Below are 21,206 nucleotides of genomic sequence, written 5' to 3'. Positions count from 1 at the left end.
GTTTTTTATACGATAAAAAAGCTTATGCTTTGCGGCGGCGCATCAGCCAGCCCACGGCGAGGATCACAAACCACAGCGGCGTGACCATCAACGCTTGACGGGTGTCATCTTCCAGCGTCAGCAGCACCAGTACAAACACAAAGAACGCCATCACTACCCAGCACATCAGCGTACCGAGTGGCATTTTAAAGGTAGAGGCAGCATGACGCTGTGGATGCTTCTTGCGGTACACCAGATAGCTGCACAGAATAATAGTCCAGACAAACATAAACAGAATGGCGGAAACCGTGGTCACCAGGGTGAACACCGTCATGACATTCGGAATCAGGTAAATCAGGGCTACACCGCCAATCAGGCACAGGCACGAGAAAAACAGGCCGCGCGTAGGGACAGCGCGTGGAGAAAGGCGTGCAAAGGAAGAGTGGGCAACGCCTTGCTCAGCCATGCCGTAAAGCATACGGCTGGTGGAGAAAATACCGCTGTTGGCAGAAGAAGCGGCTGAGGTCAGTACCACAAAGTTCACGATGGTCGCCGCCGCAGGCAGGCCGGTCAGCAGGAACATCTCAACAAATGGGCTACGGCTTGGAATCACCTGATCCCACGGCGTTACCGCCATAATCACGCACAGCGCTAACACGTAGAACATAATGACGCGAATCGGAATGGCGTTGATTGCGCGTGGCAATACCTTGTGCGGATCGTGCGTCTCAGCGGCAGCAGTGCCCACCAGCTCAATCCCGACGAAGGCAAAAACCGCAATCTGGAAGCCAGCAAAGAAACCGCTCAGGCCTTTCGGGAACATCCCGCCGTGATCCCAGATATTGCTCAGTGCCGCATGGGTGCCGTTCGGTGAGGCATAATGCATGCTCACCAGTACGATACCGACGATAATCAGCGCCACAATCGCAACGATTTTAATGATCGCAAACCAGAACTCCATCTCACCAAACATCTTCACGGTGGCAATATTCAGGCTCAGGAACACAATTACGCACAACGCGGCGCTCATCCAGACCGAGAAGTCAGGGAACCACAGCTGGAAATAGTTGCTTATCGCTACGATATCGGCAACGCCGGTGACTACCCAGCAAAACCAGTAAGTCCAACCGGTAAAGTAACCTGCCCAGGGCCCGAGCAGATCGGCGGCAAAATCACTGAAGGATTTATATTCGAGGTTTGACAGTAACAGCTCACCCATCGCACGCATGACGAAAAACAGCATAAAGCCGATAATCATATAAACAAAAATGATAGATGGCCCGGCGAGGCTAATGGTTTTTCCCGAACCCATAAACAGACCGGTGCCAATTGCGCCCCCAATGGCCATCAGCTGGATGTGCCGGTTATGTAAGCTGCGCCGCAGCTTCTCGGGTGCTTCTGCTGTGAGCAGCGTCTCTTTTGACTGGTCTACCATACAATAAGTATCCTGTTTGATGTTGTGTCAGCTCTGCTGGCTGATAAGCCCATAATACCTGCGGAATAGTGCAGGATTGCATAAGATAGAGGAAAAAAGGCGGCAACGGGTAATGCTATTTTCCTCTGTGTGAGCCGCCTGTCAGTTTGGTTCGTACCGCTATTCGCAGGATGTGAGCGAGTTCCGAAAAGCAAACGATTACCCCGCATCAAGTAATGGGATTTATGCATTCAGGGGGATGAAGAGAAGAGGGCTGTTACCGCACGGCAACAGCCTGGCAGTCAGGCTACGGGCGTCAGCCCGCGCTTAATCACAAAATGGCTGGCGGGCCAGGAAAAGACAAAACCGGTCAGAATGGCGAGTTGCAACATAAACCAGAAATGTGTCAATAAAGGATTAATTTCCTGATTCAACACATATTTTAACGCCAGTGCCATAAACAAAAACACACCGGCCTGAAAAATTAACAGCGGAAAGATTTCAGTTTTACACGCCAGCCCGAGCACGCGCCAGAATGAATAGCCTTCACGTTGACGAATCGCCAGGAACTGAAAAAATAACCCGACGAATAAACACAGCGGCAGTGTAATTAAAGCTTCATGCCAGAGTGCAGGGAAAATAGAAAAATAATTAAGAGCAGTGACTATCGGTATTGTAATTACTTCAGCCAGAATACAGGCCGCGGCGGAAAGCGAAGTGGAAACAAAAATGGTTTGCCAGCCGCTGTTGCGATTAATTGCTTGCGGAATCAATTGTTTTAGTCGGATCTGCCGACCAGGTTTACGCCCCAGATACCACCAGGCAACCCAGCCAATAAACGGCATATACAATCCGGTCAATGGCCAGATGACATTCATCACGGTAACCGGATGGCGAAAGCGGAAAATATCCTTAAGTATCATTAAAGCAGTACAGAGACCAGTGATTAAAAATGGTAACGCCAGCTGATTTAACATTGCTATCTCACCTACGGGGAACCCGCCGTTTAGGGCTGAAAGAGACGGACAAAACACCACACAACGTACTGCTATTGGGCTCAGGCAGCGCCGCCTACACGCCTGCTATCCTGCCATGAATGCCGCTAAGGAAAGCGGGTACAGCCCGCGCTTCGGTAAAAATGTTGCCGCAAAAAAGCACGGTTGCCGATAACCCAGTGTTTCTTCAAACATTAACCTGACGATCTCATTTTAGTTAAAGTTGAAAGTTAATTTTTATCGTTCAGATAAAAAATTAGCAGCTATATCAGGATTGCAACACCATCGGAAAAATCTTATTCTCCTGAATGGGCGAAGACCACACAGCAATCGCCTCATTTTAATAAATATTTTTACTCATAATAATTTAAATTTTTACTTACAAAAATGGACAACCTGATAGGGCGTGGGGAGAACGCTGAGGCGATATGACAATAGACACCTTTTTTTTATGGCGGCGTGAAGTACATAAGACATTTCATGAGATAACCGCCTCTGCAGACCTTGAAGCTGCATTACAGCAACAAACAGAAGCATTGGGATTTGAGAATTATGCCTTTCTGATTCAACACCCGGTGCCTTTTACACGACAACGCCTATTTCTTTTTAGCACTTACCCGCAGGCATGGATTAAACGCTACGAAGAAGAGAATTATTTTCAGTCAGATCCTGTATTACAGGTTTGCCAACGCACCGGGATTGGCGTGGCATGGAGCGCTGAACTTTTTCGCGAAAGTGGTAATTTATGGCAGGAGGCGAATCAGTTTGGCTTGCAGAGTGGTTTTTCCTGCTCAGCCATGGCGGCGAACCGTGCCTTAGGTATACTGTCGATGTCTTCGGCACAGCTGATTAAAACCAGTGAGTTACAGCATGAGCTAGAGGCTCAGCTACATTATCTGGCGGATTTGAGCCTGAGTGTGCTGGAGCGTTTTTCTGATAGCGCGATGCTGGTACTGGACAATGACTTTAGTCAGCGCGAGCTTGAAGTACTGAAATGGACCGCCGAAGGTAAAACGGCAGTGGAAATTTCGCTGATACTGGCGATTTCTGAGCATACAGTGAACTTTCATCAGAAAAATATGCAGAAGCGATTTAATGTTTCCAATAAAACGCAAATTGCCTGTTACGCCGCAGCAACTGGCCTGATTTAGCCAAAAAGCAACTACCAGAGTTAGTAGTTCCTAAGTGGAAACCAGTTGTCTAACCTGCGCCGGAACATATGCCAGGCTGGCGCAATGAAAACAGTGCAAACAAGGGGAAGTCAGGGCTGATGATCAAAATAATTCAAACCCAGTTTAAGGACATGCCATCCTCTTTGCTGGCGGAGCTCGGTGCTTATCGCTACAGCGTATTTGCGCGTGGTGAGGGCTGGTCGATACCGCCGAGACTCAGCACGCCAGGGCAGGAGTACGATAAATATGACCGCTCAGATGTCACATGGTTACTGGCATGGTCAGCGCGTGAGGGGATCTGCGGTTGTGCGCGGCTGATGCCGTGGAAAGAACCGGAATATGACGGCGTCGTCATTCCTTTTGAGCAGCAATCAGTATGGGAAATGTCACGTTTTTCTGCGCGGCTGGACGTTTCCAGCGAATTGCCGCTGACGCTACTCTGGCATGCAGTTCAGATTTCAGAACAGAACGGGATTGAGAGTATTATCAGCTCAGCGACACCGATGCTGGAAAAAATGTTCAGTTCACATAATGTTGAGTATGAGCCACTGACGCCAGGTCTAATCCGTTCGGAAGACAACCTGTTTGCCATTCGTATTCCGGTCAAACAGCCGGCTTTGGCAGAAAAATATCGTGGTGCCAGACGCTTTAGCCCAGAAGAGGTGCTGCCTTCACTGGGTGTTTCCCTTAACTGGCAGTCTCGCCGTTAATCGGTTACCGCCCCCATTGCTGGGGGCGATCTGCATTACTGACGAAAGGCGGTTTTAATCTGCTGGATGGTATTAGTAAACACTTCAGCTTCAGGCTGGTCGCCTAACGTTTTCACGTAACGTTCCATATTGATGACCACCTTGCCCGCATCTGCCTGACCAATGGCTTTCAGCATATGTGTGACCATCAACTTCAGGAAGGCAACTTCTTGTGCCAGCACTTGTGGATCGTCAGAAGTGGCAAAATTTTCATTACTCATCACTATTCTCCTTGGTGAAATAATAACAAAGGTAAACTCACTCTCAGTTACCGGCGCGAGTATATCACCCTAAATTGGGCGGTTATACATAAGCTACGTGCAAGATAAAACGGCACACCGATGTGCATTCTGGCTTAAAAACGCTATAATCCTGCCACGAAATGCTGGCCCCATGCCCTCTCTGACTTCTGGAGTACCTCCTGTTGATCACTGTGCTTCTTGTTGATGACCATGAACTGGTGCGCGCCGGTATCCGCCGCATACTGGAAGATATCAAAGGTCTTACTATTGTCGGAGAAGCTTGCTGTGGTGAGGATGCCGTAAAATGGTGCCGTACTCATCAAGCCGATGTGATTCTGATGGACATGAACATGCCGGGTATCGGCGGGTTAGAGGCGACGCGCAAAATCATGCGTCTCAACTCAGACAGTAAAATTATCATGTTGACCATTCACACCGAAAACCCATTACCCGCCAAGGTGATGCAGGCAGGTGCCGCGGGTTATCTCAGCAAAGGTGCTGCGCCACAAGAAGTGGTGAATGCGATTCGCACCGTGCACGTCGGGCAGCGCTACATTGCGTCAGATATCGCCCAGCAGATGGCCCTGAGCCAGATTGAGCCGCAAAAGGCAGAATCCCCGTTCAGCTGTTTGTCGGAAAGGGAATTGCAGATTATGCTGATGATCACCAAAGGACAAAAGGTGACAGAAATTTCTGAACAGCTAAACCTCAGTCCCAAAACCGTTAACAGCTATCGCTACCGCATGTTCAGTAAGCTGAATATCAGTGGTGATGTAGAGTTAACGCACTTGGCCATTCGTCATGGCTTGTTCAATGCGGAGCCGTTAATCAGTAGTGAGCGACCAGTTTAATCCCCAGGCATTTCTCAGTACCGTCACCAGCCAGCCCGGTGTCTACCGGATGTATGATGCTTCGGGCACGGTGATTTATGTCGGAAAAGCCAAAGATCTCAAAAAACGCCTTAGCAGCTATTTCCGCGCACAGCAGGCCAGCCGCAAAACCGAAGCGCTGGTCAGCAACATTCAGCATATCGATGTCACGGTAACCCACACCGAAACCGAAGCTCTGCTGCTGGAGCACAACTACATTAAGCTCTATCAGCCGCGTTACAACGTGCTGCTGCGTGACGACAAATCCTATCCCTATATCTTCCTCAGCGCCGACGAGCACCCGAGGTTGGCGATGCACCGTGGGGCGAAACATGCCAAAGGCGAATACTTTGGCCCGTTCCCGAATGGCTATGCGGTGCGAGAAACGCTGTCGCTGTTGCAGAAAGTGTTCCCCATCCGCCAGTGTGAAAATAGCGTCTATCGCAACCGCTCGCGTCCGTGCCTGCAATATCAGATTGGCCGCTGTCTTGGCCCCTGCGTCAGCGGGCTGGTGAGCGAGGAGGAGTATCGTCAGCAGACGGACTACGTGCGGCTCTTCCTGGCCGGGAAAGATGACCAGGTGTTAAACCAGCTGGTGAAACGGATGGAGCAGGCCAGCCAGGAACTGCGATTCGAAGACGCGGGGCGCTTGCGCGATCAGATCCTCGCCGTACGTCGCATTACCGAAAAACAGTTCGTCTCCAATCAGGGGGATGATCTGGATGTGATGGGTGTGGCCTTTGATGCGGGCATGGCGTGCTTACACGTGCTGTTTATTCGTCAGGGTAAAGTCCTCGGCAGCCGCAGCTATTTTCCAAAAGTCCCGGCGGATACCACACTTGCGGAAGTGGTTCAGACCTTTGTTGGCCAGTTTTATCTGCAAGGCAGTGAAGCTCGCAGTTTGCCGACGGAAATTTTGCTCGACTTTAGCTTACCAGAGCGCGAACTGCTGGCGGATTCCCTGAGTGAAGTGGCCGGAAGGCGGGTGAATATTCAGAGCAAACCGCGCGGCGATCGCGCTCGTTATCTCAAACTGGCGCGCACCAATGCGGCCACCGCCCTTACAACGCGACTGTCACAGCGTTCGACCATCCAACAACGTCTGGTTGCGCTGGCGCATTTCCTCAAGCTGGAAAAAGTGCAGCGAATGGAGTGCTTTGATATCAGCCACACGATGGGCGAGCAGACCATTGCTTCCTGCGTAGTGTTTGATGCCAATGGGCCACTGCGTGCTGACTATCGACGCTATAACATCAGTGGCATCACGCCGGGTGATGATTATGCGGCGATGAATCAAGTGCTACGCCGTCGTTATGGCAAAGCGCTGGAAGCCGATAAAATTCCCGATGTCATCTTAATTGACGGCGGTAAAGGGCAGTTGGCGCAAGCGAAGCAGGTGTTTGCCGAGCTGGACGTGCCGTGGGATAAAAGCCAGCCGATACTGCTGGGTGTCGCTAAAGGCAGCGATCGTAAGGCCGGGCTGGAAACCCTGTTTTTTGAAGCGGAAGGGCAGGGGATAGCACTGCCGCCGGATGATCCCGCGCTGCATGTGATTCAGCATATCCGTGATGATGCACATAACCACGCCATCACTGGCCACCGTAAGAAACGCGCCAAAGAGAAAAACACCAGTGCGCTGGAGAGTATTGAGGGTGTCGGGCCGAAACGACGTCAACAACTGCTCAAGTATATGGGAGGATTACAGCCTCTGATGAATGCCAGTATTGAACAAATTGCTAACGTTCCTGGGATCTCTACCGCACTGGCGGAAAAAATCTTCTATTCGCTCAAACACTAGCATTGAAACAGGGGGGGCAATGTAGGAACATACGTTAAATTCTACTCATAACCAGGCAGTTACTGGCATATGCAATTTAACATCCCTACATACCTGACCCTGTTCCGCGTGGTACTGATTCCTTTCTTTGTACTGGCCTTTTACCTGCCTTTTCACTGGGCTTCAATGGCGACGGCCCTGATCTTCGTGATTGCCGCCATTACCGACTGGTTTGATGGTTTTCTGGCGCGCCGCTGGAAGCAGACCACCCGTTTCGGGGCGTTTCTTGATCCCGTTGCGGATAAAGTGATGGTGGCGATTGCGTTAGTGCTGGTGGCCGAATATTTTCATGCCTGGTGGATCACCTTGCCTGCCGCCACAATGATCGCGCGCGAAATCATCATCTCTGCCCTGCGTGAGTGGATGGCGGAAATCGGCAAACGGAGCAGCGTGGCGGTTTCGTGGATCGGTAAAGTGAAAACCATGGCGCAAATGTTGGCGCTGGTTGCCCTGTTATGGCGTCCTGATGCCACCGTGGTCGGCTTTGGGGTGCTGCTGTTGTATGTTGCTGCGGTACTGACTTTCTGGTCAATGTATCAATATTTAAGCGCTTCACGCCGTGATTTGTTTGAACAGTGATCGAAGCGATTTAAAAAGCAGCAAACAGACACAGTGCATGAATCTTTCTGTTGACTCACTGTGTCGAATCAGTAGAATGCAACGCATCGAACGGCAGCACAGCTTCCGAAAGATAAACAAAATCAGTAAGTTCGATGCTTAGCTCGGCTAAGAAATTTGAATAGTAATACTGAATTGCGGGAATAGCTCAGTTGGTAGAGCACGACCTTGCCAAGGTCGGGGTCGCGAGTTCGAGTCTCGTTTCCCGCTCCAGATTAAGTCATTCAGGTAACAACCTGATGGCAAAAAGAATAAAGGCGCGTTGGCAGAGTGGCCATGCATCGGATTGCAAATCCGCTTACCTCGGTTCGACTCCGGGACGCGCCTCCACTTTACACCCATGCCCGGGTGGTGAAATCGGTAGACACAAGGGATTTAAAATCCCTCGGCTTATGGCTGTGCGGGTTCAAGTCCCGCCCCGGGCACCAATGTAAAAGCTGAATAAAATCAAAGCAATATGTAGTAATGTCGTGACCGCCCAAGGGCGGTTTTTTCGTTTCTACACTACCTTTCAGAATATCCCTTCAGAATATTTTTCCCATCACCCTCTGCACCGACCACCGGAACGACTGTGATTTTGCGATCATAACGTGCTGTCTGTTCAACATTCTTATGCCCCGATATTGCCTGTTTTTCATAGATGTTGCCTTTTAAGTCAGAAACACCTTTTGCCTTCAAATCATGGAACGTGAAATCAAAGTCGAGTTCTGGGAACGTATCAGCAGCAGTCTTTTTTAGCTTAAGCCAGCGAGTATTGAAGCCGTCACGGGTATAAGCACTCCCCGAGGGCTGATGGATGATATAAATGCTACTCATGCCTTTTTTTAATGGTAAGTTCTCAGATAGAGATATAGCCGCACGTAGCCTCTCGCTCCATCCTTTTATTTGAGCAACGCTTGTTTTACTTTGCTTTATGAGTATGCCCTCATCTAAGAGTTGGCTTTTCTTCATGCTTAATACATCTGCCTGCCTGGCGAGGCACAGGTAAGCTATTTCCATCGCAATTTTTTCTACATCTGACGCAATGCTGTATAAGGCACTGTATTCTTTATCGGTAACATAGCGAACCCTGGCAATTTCTTTATATTGTTTTACTCCTTTAGTAGGATTTCCTTTTACCATTCCGCGTTCAAAACCCCAGCGGTAAACGCGTGATATGAATGCCTTCTCCCTGTTAGCTTGAGTGCGGCTTTTCAACCCGCGCTTATCCATGTACTTTCTGATATGCTCGGGCCTGATAGAGTCAGGAGGCATTTTCCCGAAGACTGCAATGACCTTATCTGCATATTTTTTATAGTCTTTTTGTGTTTCCTTTGCCAGTTCGAAGAAATCAGCAGAGTGGAAGAATGCTTCAGCCAAACCTTCAAAAAGGTCTTCTTGCTTTCTGTTGTTTATTAATGCCTCATAGGCCGCCCATACTTGAGCCGGTGTGGAAGAAAAATCGCAAAGACGGATTGTGCCACCGCCTTTGGGTTTAAATTCAAAAGCAGCTCTCCCCTTATAAACACGTGGGGGCATCCAGTTTTCTTCTTTATTTTTTCTAATTCTAGCCATTAATCTAAGGCTCCGAAATTGGGTTCGTAACTATCCTGAACAACAGATTTCCGCTGTGATAGCGGATCATTAAAATGCTGCCATGTAGTGCGCGGCCTTCCGTCCCGGCGCTCCATGAAAAAGATTCCAGCTTCTTTAAGACACTGGCACTGCTTAGATGGAATTTTGTAGCCTGTTAGCTCAACCATGTCAGCATCTGAAATGATGTCGTTCCCGTTCCCATGCATATTCAACCTCCACACTCAGCACCCGCTGCAACAGGTGATTCAAAGCTGTGACACGTCACAGCTAATCGATAGTTAAAATTGTCTCTTTCCAACCCGCAGTTACCCAGCACGTTGAATCACCGGCACAAGGGCACTCCTGAACAGGCAAACACTCTTTGCACTTCTCACACTGGCGCTTTTGCAGGTCACTAAGCTGGCGCTGTAGCTCTGCATGGTACTTGCGGATCATCATCTGAATCAGCTCGGCGCGGCTGTATGGCTCCCGTCCAGGCAACCGCACCTTGCAATCATGGTCCAGCATTTCCAACTCCTGAGCATCCAGGATGATTTCAACCTTGGTGTTACCAGCAGCGGCCTGAGCGGCACGCTGCTTTTTCTTCCTGGCTAACGCTGTCTTATCCATAGGACTAACCCCAGCGCTTGGACCAACGCCTGGATCGGGTCGTAGACTCACCTGCATAACGAGTCGGACCATATCGACCTTCTAGAGCTGGGTCATACCATCCTTCAAACTGCGTGAGCTTGTCGTCTGGAATGTCGATAAACTCTTTGGAGATAAAATCAAAGACATCACCAGGCTGTAACCCAATCCAGCACTCAAACGAGACGGCTCTACCTGTGGGGGTAACATTGTAATTAGGCTTAACGTCTTTGCTTAACGACAAGACACGCTGATCGGGAAGGGGTACTTGCACACTTTCAAGCAGCGCGAAAACCTTTCCAGACTTATCGACAAACTTAATGGCTTTGTCGGTGGTGCCAACGTAGCGAAGCAGCATTATTTCAATCCTCCAACCCAATTAGAGCAGGGCTGTTGTTACCATCAACCCCATGAAATACCTTCGTATGCATGCCTTCCCTGTAACCGAGGTAGGCAGCGTGCGATGGCTTGTCAGATTTGGTTGAGTTGCGAGTTTTGGCCTCACCAACACCTTCATCATCCAGCTTTTTAGAGTAAGCATTCATCTTCGACGACTGCTCTTCACTGATAATTAGCTCTTGAACGGCATGGTAGGCACCAGAAGCCCAACCTTCACAGTACTGGTCGGCTAATTGAGCTTTGCGTTTCGCTGCAAGACTTCCGCAATGTGTAAGCTGAAACTCTTTTCGTGCCTGTTTAATTTGCCGCGTCAAAACATCAAATATGTATGCTGCGGCAATATCCCGGCCATCAAGTCCGTAGAATTTAACAACGCGCTTTCGGTTCAGGCTGGGGGTTAAGCGCCAACTGACCAGGCATTTAACGGCAAAGGCTTTTTCGATAGTCGAACACAGGAAGCTCATGTAGCGAGGAAGCTTCTCTGCATCACTGGGAGCGCTTTTGCTTTCGCTTGTACTGATTTCGGAGAAGATGACTTCAGACTCACTTAGGCCATGCTCTCTCATGAATGCCTGTGCTTTTGAAAGCGCGTTCGCGGCTTCCGCAGGACTACTGGTGTTCTCAGCCAGGCGCATAAGCTTCTGGATTTTTGCTAAGTATTTTTTCTTCGCGGCGCTGTCCATCACGCAACTCCCTTCTTTAACTTTCCGTCCTGCTCACGTAATTTCCAAACGCCCTCTCTAGTTTCGTAAATGTCCCAACCTTCTTTGTCTGCTCGAACGATGCAATCATTTACAGTGACTCGCGAGTTCACTCGCGCATCTAATGGCAAGCTCTCTTGTCTTGCTCTCTGCTGCGCTTCATTGATGATCTGAATCAAAAACTCTTTTGTCATTTTCATCACGCACCTCCCTTCTGCAACTCTTCGGCCTGGGCGCGGAGTTTTTTAGCGAACTCTCTGGCCGTAACCTGCAACAGCATTGGACTGCTGAAATTGTAATGCTGCCCCAGCTTGTCCACCCCATCCGCCTGCGCATTAAGCAGGAAGGCGTCAGTTTCTTTAAATGGATTATCCCCATCAACATCACGGTCAAGGTAAGTGTGGATTGCAGATATTGCATCAAGATCAACTACAGCTGACGAATATCCGTTATGTTCGCACTCCTCGTAGTTATCGATAACATCGTTAATCAGAGTAAGGAATTTGGCATTCTCCGCCGCAAGCTGGTTAAATTGCTGATGGATAGCGTCGCATTCAGCCTCAACAGCTTTGCGCTTACGAAACTGTGCCATCCTGCTTGTGCGTAAATTTCTGGAGCGAAGCTCAGCCATGTAGAGTTGATGCTCTGCATTAGCAAGGCGCTGCTCATATTCTGCATTCGCAATAATATCAACCTGTTTCTGAAGCAGGTCGCCGCGTGCCAACGCCACATCAAGATGAGTAGCCAGGGAGGAAATAAGCGCCGAAATATCTTTCAGCGGCGTATTAGGTCCGATCTGCTTTGCCAAGAGGTGACCAGCGGCTACTAATGCCTTACCGGTTAATTGAGGTTTCATGCTGGCGCTCCTTCCTGAAGCTGCTTGAAGCGTTGAATGAAACGCACACGTGCTTGCATAGGGTTAAGTGGGATGATGATGAATTGAAGCGGCTCAATGCCTTCGAGCATCGGCCAGGGTGTGCCATCGTCCAGATAGAAATCGCGGCGTTCGGTAGCCAGCATGACCAGATCGGCATATTTAACCGCAGGAGACATCGCGGGGTGGGGCAGTGAGTACTTCTCACGAATCACCTGATCAACGCGATCCTCAATGTTACGGTAGTCAGGCAGCAGCGCTTTCAGAGGTGCAGAGATATCGTTGCAGTACGCTTCTGATGCATCATGCAGCAGTGCTTCCAGGGCAAACTTAGCCGGTACGATTTCGCTGGCGATCACGCTGTGCTGTGCAACGCTGTAGAAGTTATCCAGATGGCCGGTAAAGCGGCAGATGTTGGACAGGGCGCAGGCGATATCATCAATTGAAACCATATCAGCGGTCGGGTTGATGAAGTCGAAATGTTTACTGCTGTTCGTAGTTATCCAGGACATGCTTAATCTCCACACCAGCGCTGCTTTGCTGGATTTTTGGTTGCACGAATCCCTTGCCGAAATGGCAATAAAATCAAAAAGGGGATTCATTAATTGGCGAGGGTTACTGCAATAACCCTGCCGCGATTGTTCCACACTCTAAATGCTGCCGGGCTTCCACCGGCTCCCATCTGTTTTTTTAGCCACTCAGATATCGTCTGGGCTGCGGTCTACTTCCCACTGTCACTGCCGTCGAGGGTGCTGGCATCTCACCGTTTTCACAGTTGAACGTCTGCCAGAAGATTTAAGCCATTGGCAGGCTGTTGTGTTCACAGTTCTTTGCGATTCCCCGCCGTTCCATGGGGTCTTATTGGCCATATTGGCTCACAGAGCCGAACTGTTCCGCATTACCTGTATCTCCACAACGAATAGAGCACTACCGCGTTTATGCCGTCCCATCCTGGCGTTTGGTACTGCAACGGCTGCGAAATGTTTTTTGCATGCCAGCGCTCTAGTCGTTGTGTGCTGGTCTTTCCCAGCTGTCACTGCAAGAGTGTGCATGCAGACACTGACCGATTTTGGATGGATCAATCTCCAGATGTGATGGACGGTGCTCCTCGCCGTTCACGTGCGCTGGTTTAGCCACCGCTCAAGGCGGGTTTGTTATCCAGCGACTTCAGCCGACACCGGGGTCACTCGCTGTCCCCAGCTATGCTTTCGCATTCACAACATCAGACAGAGCACTGTCAGGGTGCCGCTGGCGCTATACCCGCCATTAGCCAATGCTCTGACTGATGTGTAAAAAAGGGCGGTTAAACCGAGTGGACATTATCTTCCTTCCTCCTATTGGGGTTAGAAGCCCCGGAGTAACCGCTAAGCAAACAGATGTTCTCTACGGCATAACTATGACCCAAGTAATAATCATAGTCAACGGAAGGTTGTGGAAATTTTATGACATGGGGAATAGGGGCCGTTAGGCTAAATGTAAAAATTTACTTTAGCCTTATCGGATAATTTACTATATATTTATACAGTGGTATTGATGAATAGGCGGTTTATCGAAAAAAATCTGTGGCGGTGCTTTATGGGTTTTCTGTTTAGAAAGAATCAGTTGGGCCAATTTTACAGGGAGTGCATTGATGATTCAGTGGTGGTTTATCTGCGAAGTGATCGCACGAATACCTGCTCAACAACTCCTACAATTACAGACATGTCTGTGACCTCAGACAAGGGAATACGTGAGTCATCAACAGCCAAAAAGCCCAGGACACTCGGCCCCTCTAAGAAGCGGTGAGTAGAAATGAGCCCTGAGATTAAAGTTACCACCAAGTCATTGTTCTGCGGTCTTGCTTCAGGGTCAACTACAACAACTGAGTTGATAGGCGCTTCAGCAATACCTGTGTTTTTCGCCATTACATAAGCTCTGAATCTCTTAGGAAGAGACTCCGGCCATGTCACAAGATCGCCTGTGTCGCCGCTAGCATCCCACACGCTCACTAATTTTGAGGCATCAATAGCTTCATAAGCAGAAGCGTTTTCACCTTTTATCTTTCCGCTTCCATTGATCAGCCAGTCGGCACTAATCCCCAGCGCTGCCGCAATCTTGTGCGAATACTTTGAAGTCTCGTTTTTACCAGAAAGAATTTTAGAAATGATGGATTGCTGTACGCCAGAAATCCGAGCAAGTTCGCTCTGAGAAAGCACCCCAGATTCCTGCATAGCATGCTTAAGTCGGTCAGATAATTTTTTCATAAGAGCAAAGTATTCGCTAAGTAATTGCCCGTCAAATTCCCAAAGTCATTGCCTTTATCTATTCCTCAAGTCATAATCGGTTTTCCAAAGTCATAGGGGTTTAATCATGAACCTAGCCATCAAGAAAGCTATTCGCATAGCTGGCTCACAGTCCAAATTAGCAAGGCTTGTCGGGGTCGATCAATCAGCGGTCCATAAATGGCTTTTCGGTGGCGGCATTCGTGCCAAGCACATACCTGCACTTAGCAAGGCGACGGGCGGGCAGATATCCACAGACGAAATACTCGCATCACTAAACGCCGATTCCGCCAGCGATAAAAGTAACTCACATGCGGCATGAGATTAACCACAGCGAAAGGAGAGATACCGTGGGTAAACCTGAATGGCAAGTAGAGCGCCAGCCTGCATGGCTTGTGACCGCCATTAAAAAAACAATCACCGAATTGCCTGGTGGATATGCCGAAGCGGCCGACTGGTTGGGAGTTACCGAGAATGCGCTATTCAATCGCCTGCGAGTTGATGGCGACCAGATATTTCCTTTCGGCTGGGCGATGGTGCTTCAGAACGCAAGCGGCAAAAAGCTCATAGCAGATGCGGTATCACGTCAGTCCCATAGCGTTAACGTCCCACTGACGGAAGCTGAAGAGGTGGATAACGGCGATATTAATCAGCGGCTACTCGAAGCCCTGGAACAGATCAGCGCTTACTCACTCGAAGTTCGCAAATCTATCGAAGATGGCGTGATTGATAACGAGGAGAGAAACCGAATTGAGGACCAGTTATATCTGTCCATCGTGAAGCTTCAGGAGCATTCAACGCTGCTGTACCGCGTTTTTTGCCAGCCTGAAAAGGTGAACGCTCCGGGTTGCAGCCCAGAGCGCTCGGTTCGCGATGTAACGCCATGAGTGTGGAGATTAATCGCATGTCTATTGTAACCAACAAAGCCTACCAACCGCAATTGCGGTGCCTGCCATTACGTGGCCGCAACGCTGCGTATTGCTATGAACTCAATCTACCAGGATGCAGAGCTGAGGTGAACCACAGCTTCGCCGAGTGGACTGTGGGCGATTTCATCAACCGCATGGAGTCAAATCAGTGCGAGAACTTGACCGATGGTTCACCGATAAGCGTGGCATCCCCGTCAGAGTCATCAGATGGGAGCCTGAAAGCAACCGAGTTATTTACCTGCGTACAGGCTACGAACACGGCGAGTGCTTTACCCCTCTCGACCAGTTCCAGCGTTACTTTCGAGAGATAGAGGCACCTGATGAGCGTTAAATTATCTGCATATGTCTGGGACGGTTGTGCGTCCGCAGGTCTGAAGCTTTCAAGCGTGGTCATCATGGCTCGCCTTGCGGACTTCTCAAGCGATGAAGGCGTTTGCTGGCCTTCAATTGCCACCATTGCCCGTCAGATTGGTGCTGGCGCGAGTACCGTGCGCACAGCTATCCGTAAGCTTGAAGCTGACGGCTGGCTAACCACCACCACCCGCCGCAAAGGCAACCGCAACACCTCGAACATGTATCAGCTGAACGTCAAAAAGCTGCGCGAAGCTGCTGCCGCTCACATGGCAGATTCTGACGCATCAGATTCTGACACGTCAAAATCTGACACATCAAAATCTGGTGCATCAAATTCTGACGCATCAAAATTTGACCCGTCAAAATCCACCAAAAAAGTGAGTTTTGACCCGCCAGAATCTGGCGACGATCCGTTAGTAAATTCAAAACATGATCCATCAGATAAAAAACCTCTTAGTCCGGTCGCTCCGCAACCTGACGAAACAGGTGATTTTCATCCTGATGCTGCCGTGTCTAATCGTTCAAAACGTCAATGGGGCTCTGCTGAAGACCTTCGCTGTGCTGAGTGGATTTGGTCCCGCATCGCTGCGATGTACGAAAAAGCTGCCGAATCCGATGGCGAAATCAGCAAGCCGAGAGAGCCGAACTGGACAGACTGGGCTAACGAAGTCCGCCTGATGTGCAGCCGTGATGGCCGCAGCCACCGCCAGATTTGCGAGTTATTTGGCCGCGTACAGCGTGACCCGTTCTGGTGTCGCAACGTTCTCAGCCCGTCAAAGCTGCGTGATAAGTGGGATGAACTGTCCCTCAAGCTGAGCGCCCAGCCAGCAGCACGCAGCATCACGGATATCCCTGAAACCTACTCTGACCCTGTCGGGTTCAGGTGTGACTGAGCGGAGGCACCATGACTAACAAGCAAGCTGTGTTTGATTTCGTCGCCGCGCATCCGGGCCTGACCACCGGGCAAATTAGCAAAGCACTGGGGCTTGACCGCTGGGTGACGCTACGGGCCATTAACCAGAGCTACGAGCTGGGCGATATCTTCGGCGACGAGCACCACCGTTACTACGCGGTCATGCCAGCCCCGGACAGCAACCCGGTATTCCGCGCTCTCCAGGCTCAAGCTGAAAACCTAGAGAGCCGCTGCCTTTGGCGCAGAGCTGCAACGGTCTGGAGTGAAGCGTTCTGGTCCGCTGACAGCGCCGCGCTCAGGCAAAAAGCCTACAAGCGGCAGTCTGTCTGCTGCGAAATGGGGAAGGTCGGTGTAACCAACACTGGCTACGTGGCTGGCGCTTACTGCGGCGTGATGGAACTGGACTGGTAACGATGAAAACAGCACTGAAGCAGCACTTTGAACGACATGAGATTTTCTACCGGGCTATCCCGACAGCAGTTTTGATGATTATCACCCTGATTATTATTCTGGCATGGGAGCTGGCAACCAAATGACTACGTTATCACTGGTTTACAAAGACAAAGACGCGACTGATACCAACATCACCACCCGCAAAACCTATCTGCTGGGCGTGAGCGAGCTGTACGTAGAGCCGGGTTACAACGTTCGTGAGATTGACCAGACCCACGTTGAAGAATTCCGTGATGCGTTCATTGCCGGTGAGCACATTCCTCCGCTGGCCGTGCAGGTGACAGAGCAGGGCATCAAGATTATCGACGGTCACCACCGCTATTACGGGGCGTTGCTGGCGCAGGAAGCCGGACATGAAATCCGCCTGGAGTGCAAAGACTTCGTGGGTAGCGAGGCTGACCGCATCGCCTTCATGGTTACAAGCAGCCAAGGGCGCGCACTGGAGCCGCTAGAACGAGCCGCAGCCTACCAGCGCATGATGAACCAAGGCTGGGAGCCAGCCGAGATTGCGAAGAAGGTAAAACGCTCTGTGGCAGACGTCGATCACCACCTGCAACTGCTCACCGTGGGTGATGGCCTGATCGCTATGGTTAAGACTGGTGAAGTCGCTGCGACGACCGCCGTTGCAATGGTGCGTGAGCATGGCGCTAAGGCTGAAATTGTAGCCAAAACCCAACTGGAGAAGGCCAAAGCCAGCGGCAAGAAGAAGCTGACCCGCGCCGCTGCGATGCCTCAAATCAGCGCGGCCAAAGCGCGGCGGCTGGTGGAGCTGTTAGCCAATGCTGAAGTTTTCCCGCACGGAGAAGGATCGGCACTTGAGTTAATCCCTGAAATTGAGAACGAGGTAAATCAGATACTGGCTGAGTTTGCTCAGCTTGCTGGGGAGTCCAGGCCTTCACATGAAGTGCCTGAAGCAGAACTTGAAGCAAAGCTGCCGCTGCTGCGTGGTGACATGCTCGCAGAGAGTGGCCTGGCAGTGCTGGCCTGTGCAGTTGCCGCGTTCGGTGACAAAGAGGCCTACTCATACGCTGAATCAAAATATGCGCATACCTGGGCGGCGGACGGGATAGAGAATCCCGAGTTTCTCGCCATACCGGCAGATACCATCGCGAAAGCGGTCAGCTTCAAGAAGCAGCACTCGGTCCGGGAAAGTATCGCGGCATGGGTTGCTAATAACTATCAGGATGATCCTGCTCTGAATGAAGTTACTGAGCGCTTTGTAACGGTCGCATCAGAAGACGATATGCCGCTGGAAGAAATGCTGGCGCTAATGGATAGGATTGACCGGAAGTCTGGTTACAACATCCGTGAACTTCGTTTCGCAATCAACAACCAGCGTGCGCAGGTGTGTATTCCCGGCATAAGGGAGGGCGAATAATGTCTGACCAGCTTAACCATTAATATCTTTGAGAGATCGCCTGTCAGTTCATTGTATCTAACCATGTGTGGTGATTAGCTACCACAACACGAAGCAGGGTGAGCCTATCCTTTTCAGAGGATTAGATTAGGCTCACTCAATCCGTATCTTATTTGCAGCTTCTTTGTGTTCAATGTGGCAGTTTTTGCAAATTATGTCACATGCACCGATCTCATTTCCTCGATAAGCTTTGTATAGTGTGGATAAATCTTACAAAGTTGTGAAGAAGTTCATGATTTTCCTCTGATATACCATCTGGATCAAAGTGCATCACATCGTTACGAATTATCCTAACCTTATCGAGTTCTTTGATAAAAGTTTTCTTATCTATTTGAAGTTCGGTTTTTTTCCACAAATCTGGGTTTTCGAAAAGCCTGATATATTCCCCAAAGGTTAAATCTGCGACCGAATCAATAACCCTGCCACTATCAGATGGGTTGACGATGCTAACAAGCTCATCCTTCGTAAATTTTCCATCTATCAACTTACGAATATGGTTTTCAATTTCAGATAGTAAAAGGAAAGGCTCTGACAACTGTTTGAACTGAGAGCTAAGATCGGTAGTTGTTATAATTCCACTTATTCTTTGATCAGGAGAGCGCACTAATACATAAGAGTATTCAATTATTCTAGGGAGTGCGGTAAAAATAGAGTCGCTGGCGTTTATTTCCCTGTGCGGCTTCATATAATTTCTCACAACTGCCGATTCGGATTTGGTCAACGCCAGAACTGGAGCAATGCTTTCCCAACTAATAACACCTTTCACATCTCGCTCACTGGTCATTACAGGTAACTGAGAGTAGTCATGACGTAGCATCAATGTGATGGCTTCTGTTAATGTAGCATCAGGTTTTACCGTCACTAATGTAACATCTGATGCTTCGAGTCGGCTAACTCGGAAGGCTGGCTCGGAAACTGCACCGGAAATTAATTGATCTTGCGGCAGAAGTCCTGTTTCAAGCGCAGCTAATTCAGTATTACTTGATTCGGCCGCTTCGTCTAAGCATCCATCTGCTTCGTGAGGTATTGCGTCATTTGCTTGATATGCATGAATAGTAATTTTTGAATCCAGCGGGACACTATCAAAATCAGGTTTGGTTATAAAACCTAAGTTTTCTAATTCTTTGCGAATTTTGTACGCAACCATGTATCCTCGGCGTTCGGCGCCAAACAAGCTTATAAAATCTCGCACTGATATTGGGCTTGAGGGCGTATCTTCTTTTAGCTCATGAAGGAATTTTTTGAGTCCTTCTGGATTTTCCACTGCCATAAAACCTATCTCCATGTTGATTGATGGCTACTGTTAGCATTCAGTCTTGATTCCGGCTTCTCTCGTTTTTTAGAACCCGGACCAGCAAGGCTGCGTTGAATCCTTTAACTTACCTCAAACTTCACCATCTCATACACATAGCTCAAATTCCTAATGTTTAGTAAAGGAGGCAGAATACGAAAACCCCTTACCTTTAGTGCCTGTGCGTTGAGTAGATGCCATATTCATTTTTAATTCGATAAACATATAATTTTTGTACTACAAGTTGCAGTATTAACCGATATTTCCCTTTGGGCTTACTAGCCGCTTCTGGCTCAAAGCTGACATTGGCGCATTCACTTTTCAAACCATTGACGAGCATTTTAGAGAGTACCACATTAACGGGATGAAGATACTGGACACCTAGGTGTTAAGCCGATGTGAGAATCTTACCATCCGATGGTGAGAAAATGCCATGACCAGTCTTGGTTAAAGGGTGGTTACCCGTTAATATGTATACGCATCCAGTGATTGCAGTCGCTGGCGCAAAGGTAGGCCTCGTTTGTTTGCAGACGAAGAGGCGAGGCCGGATAAAAACGAGTGTGGAGCACCAATATGAATCTAGTGATTGATAGCGTACCTGTACGTCAGGACAACGCTGGCCGTTATTGCCTTAATGATCTTCATAAAGCCGCTGGCGCAGAACGCCGCAATGACCCGCATGACTGGCTGCGCCTCAAGCAGACCAAAGAGGTTGTCGATTTACTGAGCGATACGGGAATTCCCGTAACGGTCGTGAAAGGTGGCAGCAATCAGGGGACGTTCGTATGCAAAGAGCTGGTCTACTCGTATGCCATGTGGATCAGTCCCGCCTTCAACCTCAAAGTGATCCGCACCTTTGATGCGCTCATTAGCCAGGGCTCTTCCAGCAACCCTGTAGTGGCAGATCGTATTCAGGCAGGTGTTATCCTGCTGGAGTCAGCTTCAAAGCTACTCAACCTGTCCAACTCATCTAAGCTCGGCGCTTTCCAGAAGCTTCAGCAGGTCGCAGGCTTGCCAAACCTGATGCCGAGTTACGCCATTGATGCCCCGGCAGACGCTGTGGACGGCTCAAGCAGGCCCACACAGTCACTGAGTGCTTTGCTGAAAGCCAATGGTATGAGAGTGACGGCGAACAGCGTTTATCATCAACTGGTGCGCTTGGGGATTGCTGAGCATAAAACGCGTAACAGCAAGTCCGGTCCTGGCGGGGTTAAATCGTTCTGGTCGCTTACCTCAAAAGGCTGCTTGTACGGGAAGAACATCACCAGCCCGGCTAATCCACGGGAAACACAGCCGCATTTCTTCGAGTCAAAATTCCCCGAGTTGCTTCGCCTGTTAGATAACGTGTGCTGAGGTGACTGTGAAGGCGATACTGACACCTGAGCTTTCTCCAAAGCTGGGGATAGTGCTGTTTAAACCGGGGCCAAACCTCTTGCCGCTATTTCGTGGCCGCGTTCTGGTATCACCCGCGCCTACATGCCTAGCGCATTTGCCATCTGGTCAGATTCCGGATAACGCCGTTTCGATTGGCGATAGC

26 protein-coding genes and 3 tRNA genes are annotated in these 21,206 nt (G+C 49.6%); 16 read left to right on the top strand and 13 right to left on the bottom strand.

All coding sequences use genetic code 11. The annotated features are described in order from the left end of the window. Positions 1 to 22: 22 nt before the first annotated feature. Both cycA and F3J40_RS03210 read right to left on the bottom strand, forming a co-directional pair. Complete coding sequence (gene cycA, locus F3J40_RS03215) at positions 23 to 1,414, bottom strand: D-serine/D-alanine/glycine transporter (protein ID WP_167012565.1); 1,392 nt, start codon at positions 1,412 to 1,414, stop codon at positions 23 to 25. A gap of 281 nt (positions 1,415 to 1,695) precedes the next feature. Then, positions 1,696 to 2,370, bottom strand: a complete 675-nt coding sequence (locus tag F3J40_RS03210) for a DUF4396 domain-containing protein (RefSeq protein ID WP_167012564.1) — start codon at positions 2,368 to 2,370, stop codon at positions 1,696 to 1,698. 446 nt (positions 2,371 to 2,816) lie between these two features. On the opposite strand from F3J40_RS03210, the gene F3J40_RS03205 reads away from it, so the two are divergent. Together F3J40_RS03205 and F3J40_RS03200 are read left to right on the top strand one after the other, a co-directional pair. Next, positions 2,817 to 3,539, top strand: a complete 723-nt coding sequence (locus F3J40_RS03205; RefSeq protein WP_167012563.1) for an autoinducer binding domain-containing protein — start codon at positions 2,817 to 2,819, stop codon at positions 3,537 to 3,539. Between the two features lie 122 nt (positions 3,540 to 3,661). Beyond that, positions 3,662 to 4,270 (top strand): acyl-homoserine-lactone synthase, encoded by a 609-nt coding sequence (locus F3J40_RS03200; protein WP_026042857.1) that lies wholly within the window; start codon positions 3,662 to 3,664, stop codon positions 4,268 to 4,270. A gap of 35 nt (positions 4,271 to 4,305) precedes the next feature. On the opposite strand, the gene F3J40_RS03195 is transcribed toward F3J40_RS03200, so the two are convergent. Then, positions 4,306 to 4,530, bottom strand: coding sequence for a DUF2594 family protein (locus F3J40_RS03195; protein ID WP_167012562.1), 225 nt, complete (start codon positions 4,528 to 4,530; stop codon positions 4,306 to 4,308). Between the two features lie 203 nt (positions 4,531 to 4,733). Between F3J40_RS03195 and uvrY the strand changes: the two genes are divergently transcribed. From uvrY to F3J40_RS03165, 6 genes are all read left to right on the top strand, one after another. Next, on the top strand, positions 4,734 to 5,402 hold the full coding sequence (gene uvrY / locus F3J40_RS03190) for a UvrY/SirA/GacA family response regulator transcription factor (protein ID WP_017349779.1): 669 nt from the start codon (positions 4,734 to 4,736) through the stop codon (positions 5,400 to 5,402). After that, the gene (uvrC, locus tag F3J40_RS03185) at positions 5,386 to 7,218 is read left to right on the top strand and encodes an excinuclease ABC subunit UvrC (RefSeq protein WP_167012561.1); all 1,833 of its coding nucleotides are present in this window, start codon (positions 5,386 to 5,388) and stop codon (positions 7,216 to 7,218) included. Before uvrY ends, uvrC begins: the two co-directional genes overlap by 17 nt. A 69-nt stretch (positions 7,219 to 7,287) precedes the next feature. Further along, complete coding sequence (pgsA, locus tag F3J40_RS03180) at positions 7,288 to 7,836, top strand: CDP-diacylglycerol--glycerol-3-phosphate 3-phosphatidyltransferase (protein ID WP_017349781.1); 549 nt, start codon at positions 7,288 to 7,290, stop codon at positions 7,834 to 7,836. A gap of 176 nt (positions 7,837 to 8,012) precedes the next feature. Beyond that, positions 8,013 to 8,088, top strand: a tRNA-Gly gene (locus tag F3J40_RS03175). A gap of 43 nt (positions 8,089 to 8,131) precedes the next feature. Next, positions 8,132 to 8,205, top strand: a tRNA-Cys gene (locus tag F3J40_RS03170). 12 nt (positions 8,206 to 8,217) lie between these two features. Next, positions 8,218 to 8,303, top strand: a tRNA-Leu gene (locus tag F3J40_RS03165). A 76-nt stretch (positions 8,304 to 8,379) separates the two neighbouring features. Here the strand turns inward: F3J40_RS03165 and F3J40_RS03160 are convergent. The 9 genes from F3J40_RS03160 to F3J40_RS03120 form a co-directional block, all read right to left on the bottom strand. Further along, positions 8,380 to 9,429 (bottom strand): tyrosine-type recombinase/integrase, encoded by a 1,050-nt coding sequence (locus F3J40_RS03160; protein WP_167012560.1) that lies wholly within the window; start codon positions 9,427 to 9,429, stop codon positions 8,380 to 8,382. Next, the gene (locus F3J40_RS03155) at positions 9,429 to 9,656 is read right to left on the bottom strand and encodes a DUF4224 domain-containing protein (protein ID WP_167012559.1); all 228 of its coding nucleotides are present in this window, start codon (positions 9,654 to 9,656) and stop codon (positions 9,429 to 9,431) included. The genes F3J40_RS03160 and F3J40_RS03155 overlap by 1 nt, the downstream gene beginning before the upstream one ends. Positions 9,657 to 9,717: 61 nt before the next feature. Further along, positions 9,718 to 10,059, bottom strand: coding sequence for a hypothetical protein (locus F3J40_RS03150; RefSeq protein ID WP_167012558.1), 342 nt, complete (start codon positions 10,057 to 10,059; stop codon positions 9,718 to 9,720). 4 nt (positions 10,060 to 10,063) lie between these two features. Further along, positions 10,064 to 10,435: a hypothetical protein gene (locus F3J40_RS03145; RefSeq protein WP_167012557.1), complete on the bottom strand. Its 372-nt coding sequence runs from the start codon at positions 10,433 to 10,435 to the stop codon at positions 10,064 to 10,066. Between the two features lie 4 nt (positions 10,436 to 10,439). Next, a complete protein-coding gene (locus F3J40_RS03140) occupies positions 10,440 to 11,159 on the bottom strand; it encodes a DUF2786 domain-containing protein (protein WP_167012556.1) in 720 nt (239 codons plus the stop codon). Beyond that, on the bottom strand, positions 11,159 to 11,377 hold the full coding sequence (locus F3J40_RS03135; protein WP_240155272.1) for a hypothetical protein: 219 nt from the start codon (positions 11,375 to 11,377) through the stop codon (positions 11,159 to 11,161). Before F3J40_RS03135 ends, F3J40_RS03140 begins: the two co-directional genes overlap by 1 nt. Continuing rightward, the gene (locus tag F3J40_RS03130) at positions 11,377 to 12,033 is read right to left on the bottom strand and encodes a hypothetical protein (protein ID WP_167012555.1); all 657 of its coding nucleotides are present in this window, start codon (positions 12,031 to 12,033) and stop codon (positions 11,377 to 11,379) included. Before F3J40_RS03130 ends, F3J40_RS03135 begins: the two co-directional genes overlap by 1 nt. After that, positions 12,030 to 12,563: an HD family hydrolase gene (locus F3J40_RS03125; RefSeq protein ID WP_167012554.1), complete on the bottom strand. Its 534-nt coding sequence runs from the start codon at positions 12,561 to 12,563 to the stop codon at positions 12,030 to 12,032. Before F3J40_RS03125 ends, F3J40_RS03130 begins: the two co-directional genes overlap by 4 nt. A gap of 1,134 nt (positions 12,564 to 13,697) precedes the next feature. Then, positions 13,698 to 14,294, bottom strand: a complete 597-nt coding sequence (locus F3J40_RS03120) for a helix-turn-helix domain-containing protein (protein WP_167012553.1) — start codon at positions 14,292 to 14,294, stop codon at positions 13,698 to 13,700. 106 nt (positions 14,295 to 14,400) lie between these two features. Between F3J40_RS03120 and F3J40_RS03115 the strand changes: the two genes are divergently transcribed. The 7 genes from F3J40_RS03115 to F3J40_RS03090 all read left to right on the top strand — a co-directional run bounded on the left by F3J40_RS03115 (position 14,401) and on the right by F3J40_RS03090 (position 18,339). Then, positions 14,401 to 14,634 carry a YdaS family helix-turn-helix protein gene (locus F3J40_RS03115; RefSeq protein ID WP_205297169.1) on the top strand — a complete coding sequence of 78 codons (234 nt, stop codon included), beginning with the start codon at positions 14,401 to 14,403 and terminating at the stop codon, positions 14,632 to 14,634. Between the two features lie 28 nt (positions 14,635 to 14,662). Further along, a complete protein-coding gene (locus tag F3J40_RS03110) occupies positions 14,663 to 15,199 on the top strand; it encodes a YmfL family putative regulatory protein (protein WP_167012552.1) in 537 nt (178 codons plus the stop codon). Between the two features lie 190 nt (positions 15,200 to 15,389). Further along, positions 15,390 to 15,572, top strand: a complete 183-nt coding sequence (locus F3J40_RS03105) for a DUF4222 domain-containing protein (RefSeq protein WP_167012551.1) — start codon at positions 15,390 to 15,392, stop codon at positions 15,570 to 15,572. Then, positions 15,562 to 16,488 (top strand): helix-turn-helix domain-containing protein, encoded by a 927-nt coding sequence (locus F3J40_RS03100; protein WP_167012550.1) that lies wholly within the window; start codon positions 15,562 to 15,564, stop codon positions 16,486 to 16,488. The genes F3J40_RS03105 and F3J40_RS03100 overlap by 11 nt, the downstream gene beginning before the upstream one ends. Before the next feature lie 11 nt (positions 16,489 to 16,499). Then, positions 16,500 to 16,919 carry a hypothetical protein gene (locus tag F3J40_RS03095; protein WP_167011771.1) on the top strand — a complete coding sequence of 140 codons (420 nt, stop codon included), beginning with the start codon at positions 16,500 to 16,502 and terminating at the stop codon, positions 16,917 to 16,919. Positions 16,920 to 16,921: 2 nt separating this feature from the next. Then, on the top strand, positions 16,922 to 17,044 hold the full coding sequence (locus F3J40_RS25035; protein WP_255464827.1) for a hypothetical protein: 123 nt from the start codon (positions 16,922 to 16,924) through the stop codon (positions 17,042 to 17,044). Further along, complete coding sequence (locus F3J40_RS03090) at positions 17,041 to 18,339, top strand: ParB/RepB/Spo0J family partition protein (protein WP_167012549.1); 1,299 nt, start codon at positions 17,041 to 17,043, stop codon at positions 18,337 to 18,339. Before F3J40_RS25035 ends, F3J40_RS03090 begins: the two co-directional genes overlap by 4 nt. A 211-nt stretch (positions 18,340 to 18,550) precedes the next feature. Here the strand turns inward: F3J40_RS03090 and F3J40_RS03085 are convergent, their stop codons facing one another. Continuing rightward, entirely contained in the window at positions 18,551 to 19,648 is a 1,098-nt protein-coding gene (locus tag F3J40_RS03085; protein WP_167012548.1) for a CBS domain-containing anti-phage protein, read from the bottom strand. Positions 19,649 to 20,242: 594 nt separating this feature from the next. Between F3J40_RS03085 and F3J40_RS03080 the strand changes: the two genes are divergently transcribed. Further along, a complete protein-coding gene (locus F3J40_RS03080) occupies positions 20,243 to 21,022 on the top strand; it encodes a KilA-N domain-containing protein (protein WP_167012547.1) in 780 nt (259 codons plus the stop codon). The last annotated feature ends 184 nt before the right edge of the window (positions 21,023 to 21,206 follow it).

This window comes from Candidatus Pantoea multigeneris (assembly GCF_011752615.1).
GTDB classification, from domain to species: domain Bacteria; phylum Pseudomonadota; class Gammaproteobacteria; order Enterobacterales; family Enterobacteriaceae; genus Pantoea; species Pantoea multigeneris.
This window is presented reverse-complemented; position numbering and strand designations above follow the sequence as displayed.